At 44.1% G+C, this 17017-nt stretch carries 13 protein-coding genes; 9 read left to right on the top strand and 4 right to left on the bottom strand.

The window, feature by feature from the left end:
- Nucleotides 1-112: 112 nt before the first annotated feature.
- Nucleotides 113-1213 (top strand): methionine biosynthesis PLP-dependent protein, encoded by a 1101-nt coding sequence (locus tag VQ00_RS08590; protein WP_046179740.1) that lies wholly within the window; start codon nt 113-115, stop codon nt 1211-1213.
- Nucleotides 1214-1218: 5 nt separating this feature from the next.
- A complete protein-coding gene (gene metC / locus VQ00_RS08585) occupies nt 1219-2364 on the top strand; it encodes a cystathionine beta-lyase (protein ID WP_046179739.1) in 1146 nt (381 codons plus the stop codon).
- Nucleotides 2365-2409: 45 nt separating this feature from the next.
- Here the strand turns inward: metC and VQ00_RS08580 are convergent, their stop codons facing one another.
- Together VQ00_RS08580 and VQ00_RS08575 are read right to left on the bottom strand one after the other, a co-directional pair.
- Nucleotides 2410-2661 (bottom strand): GlsB/YeaQ/YmgE family stress response membrane protein, encoded by a 252-nt coding sequence (locus VQ00_RS08580; protein ID WP_046179738.1) that lies wholly within the window; start codon nt 2659-2661, stop codon nt 2410-2412.
- A 151-nt stretch (nt 2662-2812) separates the two neighbouring features.
- Nucleotides 2813-3241 carry an OsmC family protein gene (locus VQ00_RS08575; RefSeq protein WP_046179737.1) on the bottom strand — a complete coding sequence of 143 codons (429 nt, stop codon included), beginning with the start codon at nt 3239-3241 and terminating at the stop codon, nt 2813-2815.
- A gap of 282 nt (nt 3242-3523) precedes the next feature.
- On the opposite strand from VQ00_RS08575, the gene VQ00_RS08570 reads away from it, so the two are divergent.
- From VQ00_RS08570 to VQ00_RS08555, 4 genes are all read left to right on the top strand, one after another.
- Nucleotides 3524-5095, top strand: a complete 1572-nt coding sequence (locus VQ00_RS08570) for a peptide chain release factor 3 (RefSeq protein WP_046179736.1) — start codon at nt 3524-3526, stop codon at nt 5093-5095.
- A gap of 121 nt (nt 5096-5216) precedes the next feature.
- Nucleotides 5217-8297, top strand: a complete 3081-nt coding sequence (locus VQ00_RS08565) for an efflux RND transporter permease subunit (protein ID WP_046179735.1) — start codon at nt 5217-5219, stop codon at nt 8295-8297.
- 246 nt (nt 8298-8543) lie between these two features.
- Nucleotides 8544-9332, top strand: coding sequence for a TerC family protein (locus VQ00_RS08560; RefSeq protein ID WP_046179734.1), 789 nt, complete (start codon nt 8544-8546; stop codon nt 9330-9332).
- A gap of 102 nt (nt 9333-9434) precedes the next feature.
- Nucleotides 9435-10661 carry an NAD(P)/FAD-dependent oxidoreductase gene (locus VQ00_RS08555; RefSeq protein WP_046179733.1) on the top strand — a complete coding sequence of 409 codons (1227 nt, stop codon included), beginning with the start codon at nt 9435-9437 and terminating at the stop codon, nt 10659-10661.
- A 44-nt stretch (nt 10662-10705) separates the two neighbouring features.
- Here VQ00_RS08555 and VQ00_RS08550 read toward each other — a convergent pair whose 3' ends face one another.
- Together VQ00_RS08550 and VQ00_RS08545 are read right to left on the bottom strand one after the other, a co-directional pair.
- Complete coding sequence (locus VQ00_RS08550) at nt 10706-12451, bottom strand: B12-binding domain-containing radical SAM protein (RefSeq protein WP_046179732.1); 1746 nt, start codon at nt 12449-12451, stop codon at nt 10706-10708.
- Complete coding sequence (locus VQ00_RS08545) at nt 12448-13446, bottom strand: acyltransferase family protein (protein WP_046179731.1); 999 nt, start codon at nt 13444-13446, stop codon at nt 12448-12450. Before VQ00_RS08545 ends, VQ00_RS08550 begins: the two co-directional genes overlap by 4 nt.
- A 176-nt stretch (nt 13447-13622) precedes the next feature.
- On the opposite strand from VQ00_RS08545, the gene VQ00_RS08540 reads away from it, so the two are divergent.
- From VQ00_RS08540 to VQ00_RS08530, 3 genes are all read left to right on the top strand, one after another.
- Nucleotides 13623-14060: a MarR family winged helix-turn-helix transcriptional regulator gene (locus VQ00_RS08540; RefSeq protein WP_046179730.1), complete on the top strand. Its 438-nt coding sequence runs from the start codon at nt 13623-13625 to the stop codon at nt 14058-14060.
- Between the two features lie 66 nt (nt 14061-14126).
- The gene (locus tag VQ00_RS08535; protein WP_046179729.1) at nt 14127-14735 is read left to right on the top strand and encodes a CPBP family intramembrane glutamic endopeptidase; all 609 of its coding nucleotides are present in this window, start codon (nt 14127-14129) and stop codon (nt 14733-14735) included.
- Nucleotides 14736-14870: 135 nt separating this feature from the next.
- Entirely contained in the window at nt 14871-17003 is a 2133-nt protein-coding gene (locus VQ00_RS08530) for an ATP-dependent Clp protease ATP-binding subunit (RefSeq protein ID WP_046179728.1), read from the top strand.
- The last annotated feature ends 14 nt before the right edge of the window (nt 17004-17017 follow it).

The raw sequence follows: 17017 nt of genomic DNA, 5'->3' as shown, positions 1-17017 counted from the left end.
TAAGATAGGTGAGAGATTCAACTGCCCGTAAAAGCCCGATTGGTTCACCTAACCATCAGTGGGGCATGCCCCCACCGATGGAAGTTTCACTTTATAAAAAGGAGCGATTTTGATGACAAATATTGAAACAAAGCTTGCACAAATTGGAAACCGGACGAATAATCCGACTGGAACGGTTAATCCGCCTGTTTATTTTTCTACAGCGTATCGTCATGAAGGAATTGGCATGTCAACAGGCTACGATTACGTCCGGACCGGCAATCCGACCCGGGAAGTCGTTGAAAAAGCAATTGCAGACCTTGAAGGAGCAGACGCAGGTTTTGCATTTTCATCCGGCATGGCCGCGATTCATACATTGCTGTCGTTGTTTGAACCGGGTGACCATTTTTTAGTATCAGCTGACTTGTACGGCGGAACATACCGCTTGTTTGAAAAAGGCTGGAAAAAGTTTGGGTTGGATTTTACATACGAAAGCTTCGAAGATTTAACAGAAACGAAAAAGCGTGTAACAGATAAAACAAAAGTGATTTTTCTAGAGACGCCGACAAATCCGCTCATGAAAGAAACAGACATTGCAGCTGTAGCTAAATTTGCAAAAGAGCTCAATCTCATTTTAATTGTGGACAATACGTTTTATACACCCGTGCTGCAGCGTCCGATTGAGCAAGGCGCGGATATTGTCCTTCATAGCGCAACAAAATATCTCGGCGGACACAATGATGTATTGGCAGGCTTAATCGCTGTAAAAGGGGAAGAACTGTCAGCAAAAGTGTTTGAATTCCAAAATGCGATTGGCGCTGTTTTGTCACCGTTTGATTCGTGGCTGCTCGCCCGTGGCATGAAAACATTAAGCCTTCGCATGAAACAGCATAGCGAGAATGGCCAAAGAATTGCTTCGTTCCTGGAATCACATGATGACATTTTAGATGTGTTATACCCTGGGCAGGGTGGAATGCTTTCGTTTCGTTTAAAGTCGGAAGAATGGGTAAACGGTTTTCTGCAAAATATGCAGCTTGTTTCTTTTGCGGAAAGCCTCGGCGGAGTGGAAAGCTTTATTACATATCCCGCAACACAGACACATATGGACATTCCGGAAGAGATCCGTATCGCAAATGGTGTCTGTAACCGGCTGCTGCGTTTCTCGATTGGCATTGAGCATGCGGATGATTTAATTGCCGATCTTGCGCAGGCATTTGAAAAAATGAAAGGGTGAATAAATTGAGCGATTATACATTTCAAACAAAATTATTGCACAACGACCATAAATTTGATCCGAATACGGGAGCTGTCAGTGTACCAATTCAGCATGCTTCCACGTTTCATCAGCCAGATTTTGATTCATTTGGCCAGTACGATTACAGCCGGTCTGGGAATCCAACACGCGAGACGCTTGAGGCGGCAATTGCAGAATTAGAAGGAGGTGTTCGCGGATTTGCGTTTGCTTCCGGAATGGCGGCCATCTCTACAGCTTTTCTATTATTGTCAAAAGGTGATCACGTTGTCGTTACAGAAGATGTATATGGCGGCACGTTCCGCATGGTTACATCCGTATTAACGCGTTTTGGCATTGATCATACATTTGTTGATATGACAAATCTTGATGCGGTAGCAAAAGCGATTCAGCCGAACACGAAAGTCATCTACATGGAAACTCCATCAAACCCTTTGCTAAAAGTGACGGACGTTGATGGTATTGTAAAATTAGCGAAAGCGAACGGCTGTCTGACGTTTTTAGACAATACGTTTTTAACTCCATATTTGCAGCGTCCAATTGAGCTTGGCGTAGATCTCGTTTTACATAGCGCAACGAAATTTTTATCCGGACATAGTGATGTGCTGGCAGGTCTTGCTGTTGCGAAGGATGAAGAATTAGCGTCTAAGCTATATGCACTTCAAAATTCGTTCGGGGCTGTGCTCGGCGTGCAGGATTGCTGGCTTGTGCTTCGTGGCTTAAAAACATTGGCGGTGCGAATGGAACAGTCGCAAAAAGGTGCGGCTGAAATTGCTCATTACTTAGCTTCTCATCCGAAAGTGAAAAATGTCTATTATCCGGGGCTTGTCTCTCATCCTGGACACGCTGTTCATTTCCGGCAGGCTGCAGGAGCAGGCGCTGTATTATCATTTGAACTTGAAAACGAAGATGCAGTACGCCAATTCAGTGCCCAAGTAAAAATCCCGGTGTTTGCTGTGAGTCTAGGGGCAGTCGAATCTATTTTGTCTTATCCGCCGAAAATGTCGCATGCGGCAATGCCGGATGAAGAACGGAATAAACGAGGCATTACAGATGGTTTATTGCGCTTGTCCGTTGGGCTGGAGTCGCCCAACGATTTAATTCGCGATTTTGAACAAGCGTTTGACCAATAATAAAAAAACGTCATCCCGGACAGGGATGACGTTTTTTGCTGGACATTATGCGTGACGCATTTTTTTAAGGATAAAGCTGACAATGGCAACGAGAATTACCGCACCGATTAATGCTGGAATAATCGCCATGCCGCCAATGTCTGGTCCCATGTCGCCTAGAAGAGCACCGCCGACCCATGCACCAATAATACCGGCAATAATGTTGCCAATGATTCCGCCTGGAATATCCTTACCTAAAATAAGTCCTGCTAACCAGCCGATGATCCCACCGACAATCAAGAAAATAATGAATTCCATGATGTGTTTCCTCCTAATAAAATAATTTGTAATGCCTTGATGGTTTATATATTCCCGATATCTAAAATATAAAACCAAAAAAGCCAATAAAAATTAATTCGAAATATTTTGATAATTTTATACATAAAAAAAGAAAGAGCGAGGCCCTTTCTTAATATTTCCGGATTGAAAAATCGCATTCACCTTCAAGTGCTTTAATAAGCGGGCATAATCCACTTGCTTCATCAATGACACGCTGGTCAAGAAGTTCATTAAACCGGCCGCCATAAAACTTTACATGGAGCATGATGCTAAGACGATGGCCGCCCCGTTCAGGATCTTTTAAAACATCAACTTGTGCAGCAACATCGGCGAATGCTTCTTCTGCGTGATCGTCGATACCTGCCGCCTGTTGTACCGCGTTTTGGTAGCATGCAGCGATTGAGGCTCCGAATAACTCAAGGTAGTTCGTCCGCAGCTGTCCTTTGCCGCCTAAAATAGCTGGTGTTGTTATATCAAGATTCAGCGGGCCTTCTTCTGTATAAATGTTTCCTTCCCGCCCGCCTTTTGCGTTAACGGTTACACTGTAAACAGGTTCCATTCTTAATCACTCCTTATCAGGTCAAGTTTACTCTCTTCTCTACTTCCCTTGATATCTTTGCATCAAACAAATTAAATGACTATCTTTTGACCGAGAAAGTTTCCGGCAATTTAACCCACTCCTTTAATTTTCATTACACATCCACATCTGACTAGTTTATAATTAACACCGTCGGTTCTTTAACTGTTTGAAAAAAGACGTAAAATTAAACTAATACTTACCTAATATATGTTATTTGAATCAACAGAATATAAACGCGTAAGGAAAGAAAGGAAGAATAGCATGACATCATTTAAAGAAGATGTATTATCAAGACGAACATTTGCGATTATCTCCCACCCGGATGCCGGGAAAACAACCATGACAGAAAAATTGCTTCTATTTGGAGGCGCGATCCGCGATGCTGGAACGGTAAAAGGAAAAAAATCCGGCAAATTTGCCACATCAGACTGGATGGAAATTGAAAAGCAGCGGGGGATTTCTGTCACTTCCTCTGTGATGCAGTTTGCCTATAGCGGCTATAACGTAAACATCCTTGATACACCGGGTCACCAGGACTTCTCGGAAGATACGTACCGGACATTAATGGCGGTTGACAGCGCGGTAATGATTGTCGATGCCGCAAAAGGAATTGAAGCGCAGACGCTCAAGCTCTTTAAAGTATGCCGGATGCGCGGTATTCCCATTTTTACATTTATCAATAAATTAGACCGTCAAGGAAAAATGCCGCTTGAACTGCTTGAAGAATTAGAAGAAGTGCTTGGCATTCAATCATATCCGATGAACTGGCCGATTGGCATGGGGAAAGAATTTTTTGGTATTTACGATCGGTACAACAAACGTGTTGAACAATTCCGGACAGAAGAAGCGGACCGTTTTTTACCGATTGATGAAGAGGGTCATATTGCCGTCGACCACCCGATTAAAGAATCGTCACTTTACACAGAAGCGATGGATGATATTATGCTGCTCAATGAAGCGGGCAATGACTTCTCACGTGAAAAAATTAACTCAGGTGAATTGTCACCGGTCTTTTTTGGCAGTGCATTGACGAACTTCGGTGTACAGACGTTTTTAGAAACATATTTGCAGTTCGCACCGGCACCGCAGCCGCGCGTTGCTGACGCTGGCGAAATTGACCCGCTAAATGAACAGTTTTCTGGGTTTATTTTTAAAATTCAAGCGAACATGAATCCGGCTCACCGTGACCGCATTGCATTTTTGCGTATTTGCTCGGGTAAATTCGAGCGGGGCATGGCTGTGACGCTTGCCCGGACCGGGAAATCGACAAAAGTATCACAGTCAACGCAATTTCTTGCGGATGACCGGAGCACTGTCAATGAAGCCGTCAGTGGGGACATTATTGGCTTATACGATACCGGGACGTATCAAATTGGCGACACCCTTACAGGCGGCAAGCCGATCTTCCAATACGAAAAACTGCCGCAGTTTACACCAGAACTGTTCGTGAAAGTGGCGGCCAAAAACGTTATGAAGCAAAAAAGTTTCCATAAAGGAATTGATCAGCTTGTGCAGGAAGGTGCGATTCAGATGTATAAAACGGTCCGCACAGAAGAATACATTCTCGGCGCGGTTGGACAGCTTCAATTTGAAGTGTTTGAGCACCGGATGATCGGCGAATACAATTCAGATGTGCGTATGGAGCCAATCGGGCAAAAGATTGCCCGCTGGATTGAAAATGAAGAGGATATCACTGATTCTATGTCTTCATCACGCAGTACCCTTGTTCGCGACCGCCATGGGAAGCTCGTTTTCTTGTTTGAAAATGATTTTGCGCTCCGCTGGTTCCAAGACAAGCACGAAAACATCCGACTCTATAACTTAATGGGTTAAAATGTAAGGAGTCTCTTCAGGAGGCTTCTTTTTTGTGGAAAAAAGTGTTCAATTTGGTCAGTCGGCCCCTCATTCGGTATAGTAAAAGAATAAAGATTCGGGATAAAGAGGAGGAACAAGGTTGAAGTTAAGCAAGTTTTCCATTGACCGGCCCGTTTTTACAACGGTTATCATGTTTTTAGTTATTATCCTTGGCGTCGTTTCGCTCATGCGCATTCCGCTGAAATTAATTCCGGATTTGAATCCGCCAATTGCGGTTGTTGTTACAACGTATGAAGGTGCAGGGCCGGCGGAAGTGTCGGAAAAAGTGACCAGGCCGCTCGAAACAAGCTTGTCGACACTTCCGGGCATTGAAAATATATCGTCGACGTCGCAGGAAGGATCAAATTTTATTTTGCTTGAATTTTCCTGGAGCACCAATATTGACGATGTTCAAAATGATGTGCTGCAGCGAATCGGTCAAACGCCGATGCCGGAAGGAGCCGGGGAACCACAGTTTTTAAAATTTGATCCATCGCAGTTTCCGATCATTCAGCTGTCTCTTCAGGCCGACGAAAGCGCGGATCTGGAAAGCTTAACCGAAACGCTTCAAACGGACTTGTCAGCCGTTGAGGGCGTAGCGAATGTGTCGGTGACAGGCATTACTGCGGACGAAATCGTCGTAGAGCTTGATGAAGCAAAACTGGAGCAGTACGGTATTGGCCAGTCTGATGTGGTACAGCTTATTCAAGCGAACAACGTATCACTTCCGGGCAGCACAGTCCAAGCGGGCGAAAAAACATTAACAACCCGAGTTATCAGCCAGCTGACGTCTTTGTCAGACATTCAGGATCTGACCATATCGGTAAACCCGCTAACGGGAGAAAACGTGACGGTCGCGGACGTAGCAACGGTGGAGAAAAAACCGCTGAACGATATTACTATCACACGCGCCAATGAAAAGCCGGCCGTTTTGTTAAACGTTCTTCAGGAATCAAATGCCAACACGGCAGACGTTTCGGAAGGCTTTCAGGAAAAGTTGGACGAACTGCTGGAGAGGGACGAGTATAAAGGCATCCAAGCGGATATTTTGTCGGACCAGGGAGACTATATCCAGCTGGCTATCGGCAATATTGCCAATTCCCTTGTGGTTGGCGGCGTGCTTGCCATGGCGGCCTTGTTTTTCTTTTTACGCAATATTCGAAGCCCGCTTATTATTGGGGTGGCCATTCCATATTCGGTTATCGTAACGTTTGTACTTATGTTTGTGGCTGGGTTTAATTTAAATATTATGACACTCGGTGCGCTTGCGCTCGGCATCGGCATGCTTGTTGATAACGCCATCGTCGTCATTGAAAACATTTACCGTCACCTCTCTATGGGAAAAGATCCGAAAACGGCTGCTTATGATGGAACAAAGGAAGTGAGCATCGCCATTACCGCATCCACTTTAACAACCGTCGCCGTTTTTTTGCCGATTATCTTTATCTCGGGGATTCTCGGACAGATTTTAAAAGAATTCGCATGGACCATTTCGTTCAGTTTACTGGCCTCGCTCGTCGTGGCGGTGACCGTGATTCCGATGATGGCCAGCCGCTTTTTAACAGCGCTGCCGTCCGATGTCGAATTAAAACGCCAGCAGTCACGGCCGCTCGTTTTGCTGGAAAAAGGGGTTAGGTGGTCGCTCACACACCGGGGTGCTGTTTTAGCCATTGCTTTTGTGCTGTTTGTCGGCGGTGTATTCAGCTTGACAAAAGTTGGCACGCAATTTTTGCCGCCAACCGATGAAGGCTTTGTAACCGTCCAGGTTGAGACGGAAAACGGCACATCGTTTGAGGAAACCGACAAAGTGGTTCAGGCGGTTGAAGAAGTCATGATGGAAAAAGAAAACATTCAAGTATATGTCAGCTTGATCGGGTCCACACAGGAAAACTCATTCGGTGGAACAAATACGTCAAACGAAGCGGAAATGTATGTGAAGATGACGGAAAACCGCGGCCAATCTATTTTTGATTTTGTCGATGAAGTCAAACCGGAGGCAGAACAAGCCGCGAAGCGTGTAAATGAAACAGCGGAAGTAAGATTCAATCTGCAGTCGGCATCCGGAACTGCTCCACAGACACTGACGTTTAATGTACGGGATGTGGATCCAAACCGATTGAATGAAGCGATTGGGCCGATTCAAGATGAAATTGAACACATCCAAGGTGTGACAGATGTCCGCACAGACCGTGATGAAACGGTACAGGAAATTCAAATGACGGTCAATCGCGAAAAAGCGCTCGCTGCCGGGTTTGTGCCGGCACAAGTGGCCCAAATTGTGAACAATGCAACCCGAGGGGTGTTTGCTACACAGGTAATCCAAGAAGAATCATCCGAAGTGAAAACCGTGTACGTACGGTATGATGAAGAAGTAACCGAAAACCTGGATGCCCTAAAACAAATGCTTGTAAAAACACCATCGGGAAATTTTGTTTCTCTGGAGACGATTGCAGACATCAATGTGCAAGATGGACCGGTAACGATCCGCCGTATTAAAAGCCAGGATGCGGTCCAGTTTACCGTCATGTATGCGGCGTCTGAAAACCTGGGCGGCATGTCCTCGGCTGTCGATGAAAAAATCGACGAATTGAACTTGTCGGAGAGTACGATTGTCTCGTACAGCGGCGACCAGGAGCTGCTCGATAATTCAAAAGATGACATAGTGATGGCAATGATTTTGGCGATCATTCTCGTTTATATAGTCATGGCTGCGCAGTACGAATCGTTTAAATATCCGTTCGTTATTATGTTTACTGTCCCGCTGGCGGTTATCGGTGTGGCTCTGTCCCTTATTTTGACGAATCTTCCGATCAGTGTGCCGGCGGTTATCGGGGTTTTGATTCTGGTCGGTATCGTGGTGACCAATGCGATTTTGCTCGTAGACTACATTTTGCAGCGGAAGCAGGAAGGGTATTCGGGAACGGAAGCGATTGTCCAGGCAGTCAAGGACCGGGTCCGCCCGATTTTAATGACAGCGCTGACGGCTATTCTCGGCCTGATTCCACTTGCATCCGGCATTGGCGATGGAACGGAAATCAACCAGCCGATGAGTGTCGTCGTCATTGGCGGCTTAATTTCCAGCACCTTTTTGACGCTGTTTGTCATTCCGGTTATCTTTAGCTTATTTGATCGGCAGACGCGAAGACAAAAAGGTTTACAGGACGACGATAATCGATTATAATAAACATTGTAGAAAAAAATGAATTTTCTTTTGACGAATAGTTGAAGGGGAGTAGCGTTAGGTGTAAACCTAAAACAGTGTCGTCAATTCATGGATATTGCATCCATCGGCGCTGTTGGCATGAAGACGAGACATGCTCAGCGAGACCTTTGCCTGAACGATAGGCAAAGGTCTCGCTTTTTTTTGTTTCTTTATTTATGTCGGTTTGTGAAAAATAAATAGAAGAAGTGGAAAGGGGAATAATCAATGGATACAGCATTATTACTTGAGTATGCCTGGGTACTCGGCGTTCTCATCATTCTTGAAGGGATTTTAGCGGCAGATAACGCAGTCGTAATGGCTGTCATGGTAAAACATTTACCGAAAGAAGAACAGAAAAAAGCGTTGTTTTACGGACTAGTAGGGGCGTTTGTCTTCCGAATTGCTGCACTGTTTCTTATTTCGTTTCTTGTGCAGGTTTGGCAGGTGCAGGCAATCGGAGCACTTTACTTGTTTTTCATCTGTTTCAGCCATCTGTATAAAAAGTGGAAAGAACGAGATGAGGATCTGGAGGGGCATGGTGTAGAGAAAGAATTGAAGGGTTCTTCTTTCTGGATGACGGTGCTGAAAATTGAAATAGCGGACATTGCCTTTGCGATTGACTCGATGCTTGCAGCTGTGGCGCTTGCAGTGACTCTTCCAGAAACCGGCTGGGGACAAATCGGCGGAATTGACTCCGGCCAGTTCCTTGTTATGTTCCTCGGTGGTTTTACTGGTGTCATCATTATGCGTTTTGCGGCAACATGGTTCGTTCGTTTGCTGCAAAAGTATCCGACGCTTGAAACAGCTGCCTTTTTAATTGTCGGCTGGGTAGGTGTGAAATTGGCTGTCTTTACATTATCCCATCCGTCACTTGCCATTCTCGATCAGCATTTCCCTGAATCAAAACTGTGGAAGCTCACATTCTGGATAGTCCTCGTTGGCATTGCGGTGGGCGCATATCTCGTCGCCCGAGCAAAAGGCCCGGAAAAAGATATTGAAGATCTAGGCGCATAAAAAGAAACGCTTCGAACGTCACAGTTCGAGGCGTTTTTTTGGTTTAAAAAAGAAAGTTTAGGCGTATAGAAAGGTATGAACGAGTGAAAAGAGGATACCGTCATGGATTTGAAATCAGGAAATTTGTACTGGCCGGATACATTGAAAGAAAAACCTTCGTACCCGATTGTAGAAGAAAATATGGAATGTGATGTTGTGATTATTGGTGCAGGTGTATCAGGCGCCTGTACAGCTTATGAATTAAAAGATTCCGGTCTTGATATCATCCTTATTGATAAACGAACAGTTGCTGCCGGGAGTTCCAGTGCGAACACAGGGTTACTGCAATTTTCCAACGATCAGCTTCTGCATGATGCGATTCGATCGTTTGGCCAAAAAGCCGCTGTTGATCACTATTGGCGCTGCTTCAACGCAATCAGCCGTCTGCATGAGGAAATCGTTCCGTCTCTTTCTATTGACCCTGAACTGATCCTGCGTGAAAGCTTATTTTTTGCCAGTAATGAAGACGAAATTGAAACGGTTCAAGAAGAATATAAGGCGTTAAAAGAGGCAGGATTCGATGTGGAATATGTCGAAAAAGATGAAATGAAAAAGTGGGTCCCGTTCAGCCGGCGGGCAGCGATCATCACAAAAGGGGACGCAGAAGTAAACCCGTATAAACTAACACACGGGCTGGTTAAAGCGGCGTCTGACGCAGGCGTCCGTATTTTTGAACAAACGGAAGTCTTTTTGAAAAAAGCAGACGAGAACGGTGTGTTGTTTCGGACATCAGGCGGTTATCTTATTAAAGCGAAAAAAGCTATTTTTGCCCAGGGCTATGAAACGCAGGAAACGGTTAAAGAGAAAAATGCCGTTATTGAAAGCAGTTATGCTATCGTAACGAATCCGATTCAGGACTTATCTTTTTGGAAAGACCGTGTCATGCTCTGGGAGTCTGCCCGTCCCTACTTTTATGCGCGAACCACGGCCGATAATCGAATTATTATAGGCGGATTGGATGAGCGGACCAAGGACCCGGACGAGCGGGATCAGAAAATGATTGCCAAGAGGGACAAATTGATAAAAGAAGTCGAAAGCTGGTTTCCACAGCTGCGAGGTACTGTAAAAGCAGAATACAATTGGAGCGGATTTTTTGCTCACACACACGATGGGCAGCCGATGATAGGTCAATATGATCGCGTTCCGAACAGTTATTTTTTGCTTGGGTACGGTGGAAATGGCATCGTCTACAGTTTGTTTTTGTCAAAACTCGTCGCGCGGCACATAATGGGCAAAAAAGATCCCGCTTTTTCATTTTATTCAAAGGAACGAGTATATGAGCCTGAGTGATAGTAAAAAAACAGTAAATCCTGGATGGATTCACTGTTTTTTTACTAAATGGTTTTGGTTAAACTGCGTGAGAAGAAATACAGTGATGATCCGGCGCCAGTTGGACTAAAATAAGCAAGCAGCCATCCATCCTCCTGTACCCATCCATCCTCCTGTTTCCGCATCGTCACAGGTTCCAAAATAGTATGCTTATGCAGATCCTTTTCACGAAGCTGAAGGGATGCGAACGATTCTCCCACAATGAGCGGGTGATCAGCAAGCTGTTTGTACACCGCAGACCGGTCATCCGCTTCTTCTGAGCGCCACCATGGCTTGCGCGGCTTAAAACGCTGATTTCTCAAATAATCATACTTCATGATACTTTCGACCTGGGCGGCTGCATCGGGATGTGCTGCCTGTAAAAAGGAAGAGAGACGCTTAAATAAATCTTCAAGCTGGTGGCCAATGCGCCCCCAGCCCTCCGCTTCCCAAAACGCACCGAAATCCTGAAAAAAGTCAAAAGGCGTCAAAGCGAGATGCCGGGTAATGTACTCAATCGTTTCATCGGTCCGGTGGTCATTCCAATACTTTTCAAGTACATCTTCCGTTTGCTTAATGCGAATGACATCTTCAAACGGAAGCACACGGTTCGACAGCATTTCATACGGTGCCTGGTCCATGTATTCATAGCCGTACTGCGGGGCGCTCAGGCGAAGCCCAGTGCCGCGGAGAAGCTTTAAAAATCCCAGCTGCAATTCTTCAGGGCGAAGCGCAAATACATCATTAAATGTACGCCGGAATGAGTCATAGTTTTCTTCAGGGAGACCGGCAATTAAATCAAGATGCTGATCAATTTTGCCGCCGTCTTTCACCATCGTGACCGTGCGGACAAGCTTCTCCCAGTTTTGTTTGCGCTGAACAAGTTCATTGACGCCGTCGTTTGTCGACTGCACACCAATTTCAAAACGAAACAAGCCGGCTGGCGCGTGTTCATTTAAAAACTGAATCACTTCCGGCCGCATGATGTCGCCGGTAATTTCAAATTGGAAAACTGTGCCTGGTATATGTTCGTCTATTAAAAATTGAAACATTTCCATCGCGTAGCTGCGGCTTATATTAAACGTACGATCAACGAATTTAATCGTTTTTGCACCATTGTTCATTAAAAAACGGATATCGTCTTTTACTTTTTCACGGTCAAAGTAGCGGACGCCTGTTTCAATGGATGACAGGCAAAATTGGCAGCGGAACGGGCATCCTCGGCTCGTCTCAATGTACGTAATTCGCTTCGATAAGGAGTCTCGGTCTTCTTCAAATCGAAATGGAGAAGGCAGCTCCCGCAGATCGAGTTTATTCGTTTGCGGGTGAATGTGATGTGTTCCGTCTTGTTTATATGCAATCCCGGCTATATTCGAAAAATCCCGGGCGCCGGATAATTGATCCAGCAGCATCCGGAAGGTTTTTTCTCCTTCGCCAATGACAATAAAATCAATATCGTTAAGCCGGTCGAGCCAGTACGGGACATCATATGTCACTTCCGGTCCGCCAAATACAATCGTGCAGTCCGGCAGCACTTTTTTGATCATGCCGGCAATTCGGATCGTTTCTTCAATGTTCCAAATGTAGCAGCTGAAGCCAATGACATCTGGTTTCTGGCTGTATAAATCCGACACAATATTCATCGCCGGATCTTTAATCGTATACTCCGCAATCCGAATGTTATAAGCATCTTCACAATACGATTTCAAATAACGGATCGCAAGGTTTGTATGGATGTATTTTGCATTTAATGTGCAAACAGTAATATTCACGTTTTTTTCTCCTTTTTTGTTAAAAACCCAGGCCGTTTTTGTTCAAGAAACGGCCGGAATAAAGCAGCGGTTAATGGGGAAGACAGAGCCAATGTCAATACGACAGCTGTCATGAACAAAATGAGCATTGACGGTGGCAGTTCAAGCGTATCGACGCGCCGCGATGATTGGACGAAAAATCCATGCAGCAGATAAACGTATAATGTGTTGCGTCCCCACGATGTAAAGAAAAAGGTTTTTTTGGTAACAATCGATAGAAAAAATGCAATCATCACCAGATTGATCATATAAACCAGAATACGGAAAATCATTCCGGTTAACGGTTCTGCTTCAAGTGTCGTATACGATGTGGAACCAAACAGCCATTCAATTTGAATGTGTATATTGAAAAAGAAAAAAACAAACAGCATGGCGGCGAAAAGCATTAGCGGAATTCGCACAGAAAGTCGAAACAATGGCTGAAACCATTCTTTTTTTATGTAGTAACCGGCTAAAAAGAACGGAAAAAATACAAATGTTCGTCCGATACTAAGCACAGTTGAGGATTCAGTCACCAGTCCGATTAACAATCCTGCCCCAATTGAAATAACAAGAGCCGGCAGTGGCTTTGCCCATTTTACTGTTGCAAGAAGCAGGACGTGCCAAAAAAACAAGCTGATTAAAAACCAAAGCGACCATTCTGGAATAAGCAAGCTGACAGACAGCGCTTCTTCATGCTCGAGCCAAAAGTAAAATATCGAATAGACAATTTGAAAAAAGACGAGTGGAATAAGCAGTTTTCCCGCAACCTTTTTAAGATAACCAGGACGCATAATGCCTTTAGCAAAAAAACCGGATATAAAAATAAATGCCGGCATATGAAACGAATAGATCGTCATATAAAACGCGTAAATGAGCGGACTGTCATATACATACGGGCGCAACAAATGGCCGAATACGACTAAAAAAATAAGAAAAAATCGTACATTATCAAAGTAGTCATCACGTTTTTTCAATGAAATCACCTGTATAATAAGATAAACACATGACGCTATTATACACGACCGAGAAAAGAAATCGACAAAAAACAATAGTTGAAAAATATGAAATAATCGGTTTAATACTTTTAATATAAAGCAAAAATGTGTAACGTATAAAGAATAAGATGAAATAGACAGGCAGGGGAGTAGCCATGAAAGACAGCAAAGCGTCATTAAAGTTATTTATCGTACTATCACGCGCATATAAAGTCGTTAATGAACAAGTGAACGAATATATTCAAACATCCGGGCTGAACCCGACAGAATTTGCGGTGCTTGAACTTTTGTATCATAAAGGGCCGCAGCCGCTTCAGCAGATTGGCGGGAAAATCCTGCTGGCAAGTGGAAGTATAACGTACGTCGTAGATAAACTAGAAAAAAAGCAGCTGCTCAAGCGGATCGCCTGCTCGCAGGATCGCCGTATTACCCATGCGACGATTACAGAAAATGGAATACAACTAATCGAACGCATTTTTCCGGAGCACGAACAAAATATTCATGAGCTGCTCAGCGTTTTATCAGAAGAAGAAATGGAACAGGCAACAGCCATTTTGAAAAAACTAGGCTTATCGATCAAAAATTTGTCATAATCCGTTTTGATCAACCCGCGTTATTTGTGGTAAAATGACTCGGATTGATGAAAGGGGCTTTACGCAATGGCATTATTGAAAGACTGGCGTTTTATTATCGGGGTCATTGCTGCATATATCCTTTTGTATGTAGCATTTTTTGATCGAGATATTTTTTGGTACATTTATACAGCAGCTGCTTTATTCTTTATTAGTATTTCAATTATAAGCGAGCCAATTGATGATCAGCAAAATACAAACAGGTTTATGCTCTACGGAATCGTATCAGGTATTATTTTATATGGATTATTTGCAGTCGGTTATTCTTTATTAAAAGTCATGCCTTTATCAGCTGAAGAGCATGTATCTTCTATATATGCGCTGTTTAGTCCTGTGTTTATTTGGCATTATATTGTCCTCGTACTTATTATCATCCCGGGTGAGGAACTCTTTTTTCGGGGGTTTATCCAAAAAAGGCTTGGCCATTATATGAACGAGTGGGGAGCTATGGTCATTGCTGCACTTTTTTACGCATCTGTTTTCGCTTATTCTGGAGAATGGATGTGGATGCTGGCAGCATTTTGTGGAGGTATCTTTTGGGGCAGCTTGTATATTTGGCGAAAAAGCATTCCACTGCTGATCATTTCCCATTTAATCTTTGATTTGCTGTTTATCGTCTTTTTTCCGTTCGGCTGAAGTGTCTTTAAAGACACTTCTTTTTTTGAGCAAAATAGTTGAAAGTCAAAAAAGGTCAAAGTATACTATAGTTATAGTCAAAGATAGTCAAAGTCAAAGTCAAAATCGAAACCAAAAATAAAGGGGATGACGTGGATGAAATGTCAAAAATGCCAGCAACATGAAGCAAGCGTGCAAATGAGTGTCCGTGTCAATGGACAGTCTGCGCAATACTATTTATGTGATGCTTGTTATCAAAAAGAAAAACAAACAATCGGGGGAATGAAGATGAATTTTCAATCATTCGGTTTTCCATTTGATGAATTTATGAAAAATGTTCAACAGCCACAGCAGCCAATGAAACAGATTGATCCACAGGCAAAAACGGGTCGCGGCGGCGAAGGAATCCTGGACAATTTCGGACGCAACGTATCGGGACTGGCTAAGGCCGGTTTAATTGACCCGGTCATTGGCCGTGATAAAGAAGTGGCGCGTATCATTGAAATTTTAAATAGACGAAACAAAAACAATCCGGTCCTAATCGGTGAACCCGGTGTCGGGAAAACAGCGATTGCAGAAGGACTTGCTTTATATATTGCGGAAGGGCGCGTACCAGCGAAATTGGCCGGCAAAGAGGTATATGTCTTAGATGTAGCATCCCTTGTTGCGGGAACAGGGGTACGTGGTCAATTCGAAGAACGAATGAAGCAAGTAATTGCAGAAGTAAAGGTGCGGAAAAATGTGCTGCTGTTTATTGATGAAATTCATCAATTGGTTGGTGCGGGGTCAGCAGAAGGATCGATGGACGCCGGCAACATTTTAAAACCAGCGCTTGCCCGTGGCGAAATGCAGCTGATCGGTGCAACAACTTTAAAAGAATATCGTCAAATTGAAAAAGATGCGGCACTCGAACGCCGTTTTCAGCCAGTGCAAGTAGCTGAGCCCAGCGTGGAAGAAACGATCCATATTTTAAAAGGCCTGCAAAAGCATTATGAAGACTTTCATCAGGTGACGTATTCAGAGGAAGCGATTCAGGCGTGCGCCTTTTTATCACACCGTTACATTCAAGACCGTTTTTTGCCGGATAAAGCGATCGATTTGCTTGATGAAGCTGGTTCAAAGTTGAATTTAACAATTGATCAAACCGATGCGGCTTCTATTCAAGAGCAGCTGTTATTGATTGCGAAACGAAAAGAAGCAGCTCTTCAAAAAGAGCAATATGAGGAAGCCGCAAAGTTTCGTGATGAAGAAGCAATGCTGGAACAAAAGCTCGAACAACGTGATCCGGAATCTGCGTTACTCGAAGTGAAAGTCGAGGATATTCAATCGTTAATCGAAAGCAAAACCGGGATTCCGGTTGGAAAACTTCAGCAGGATGAACAGCGAAAAATGAAACATATTGAAAAAAATCTTGCTGGCAAAGTAATCGGGCAGGGAGTGGCTGTTCAAAAAGTTGCAAAAGCCATCCGCCGCAGCCGGGCCGGATTAAAAGCGAAAAGCCGTCCAATCGGTTCTTTCCTTTTTGTTGGACCTACGGGTGTCGGGAAAACAGAATTGACAAAGACACTGGCGGAAGAGTTATTCGGTTCAAAAGAAGCGTTCATTCGTTTAGATATGAGTGAATTTATGGAAAAACATAGTGTGTCAAAATTAATCGGATCGCCTCCGGGCTATGTCGGATTTGAAGAAGCCGGCCAGCTGACGGAAAAAGTACGGCGCAACCCATATAGCATTATTCTGCTGGACGAAATTGAAAAAGCGCACCCGGATGTTCAGCACATGTTCCTGCAAATTATGGAAGATGGGCGCTTAACTGACAGCCAGGGCCGCACGGTAAGCTTTAAGGAGTGCGTGATCATTATGACGAGCAATGCTGGCATCGGCAAAAAGAACGTAACGGTCGGTTTCGATAAACAAGCGGAGCAGTCTGAAGTGTCTGTACTTGAATCGTTAGCGGATTTCTTTAAGCCAGAGTTTTTAAACCGGTTTGATGCAATTATTGAATTCGCATCGCTCGGTAAAGAACACTTGACGGAAATTGTAGTGTTAATGATCATGGAGTTAAATGAAATGCTTGCTGAACAAGGAATGAAAATTGAAGTGGAAAAAGCGGTCAAAGAAAAACTGGCAGAGCTTGGCTACAGCCCGCAATTCGGGGCGCGCCCGCTTCGCCGGGTTATTCAAGAACAAATAGAAGATGGAATTGCCGACTTTATTTTGGATCATCCAGAGGCAGCACATTTAAAAGCTGTACTGGAAAAAGGAGAAATTAAGATTAAAGCGTTGTAAATAAACAAAAGAGC

It is taken from the genome of Domibacillus tundrae (assembly GCF_000970675.1).
GTDB classification, from domain to species: Bacteria; Bacillota; Bacilli; order Bacillales; family Domibacillaceae; genus Domibacillus; species Domibacillus tundrae.
This window is presented reverse-complemented; position numbering and strand designations above follow the sequence as displayed.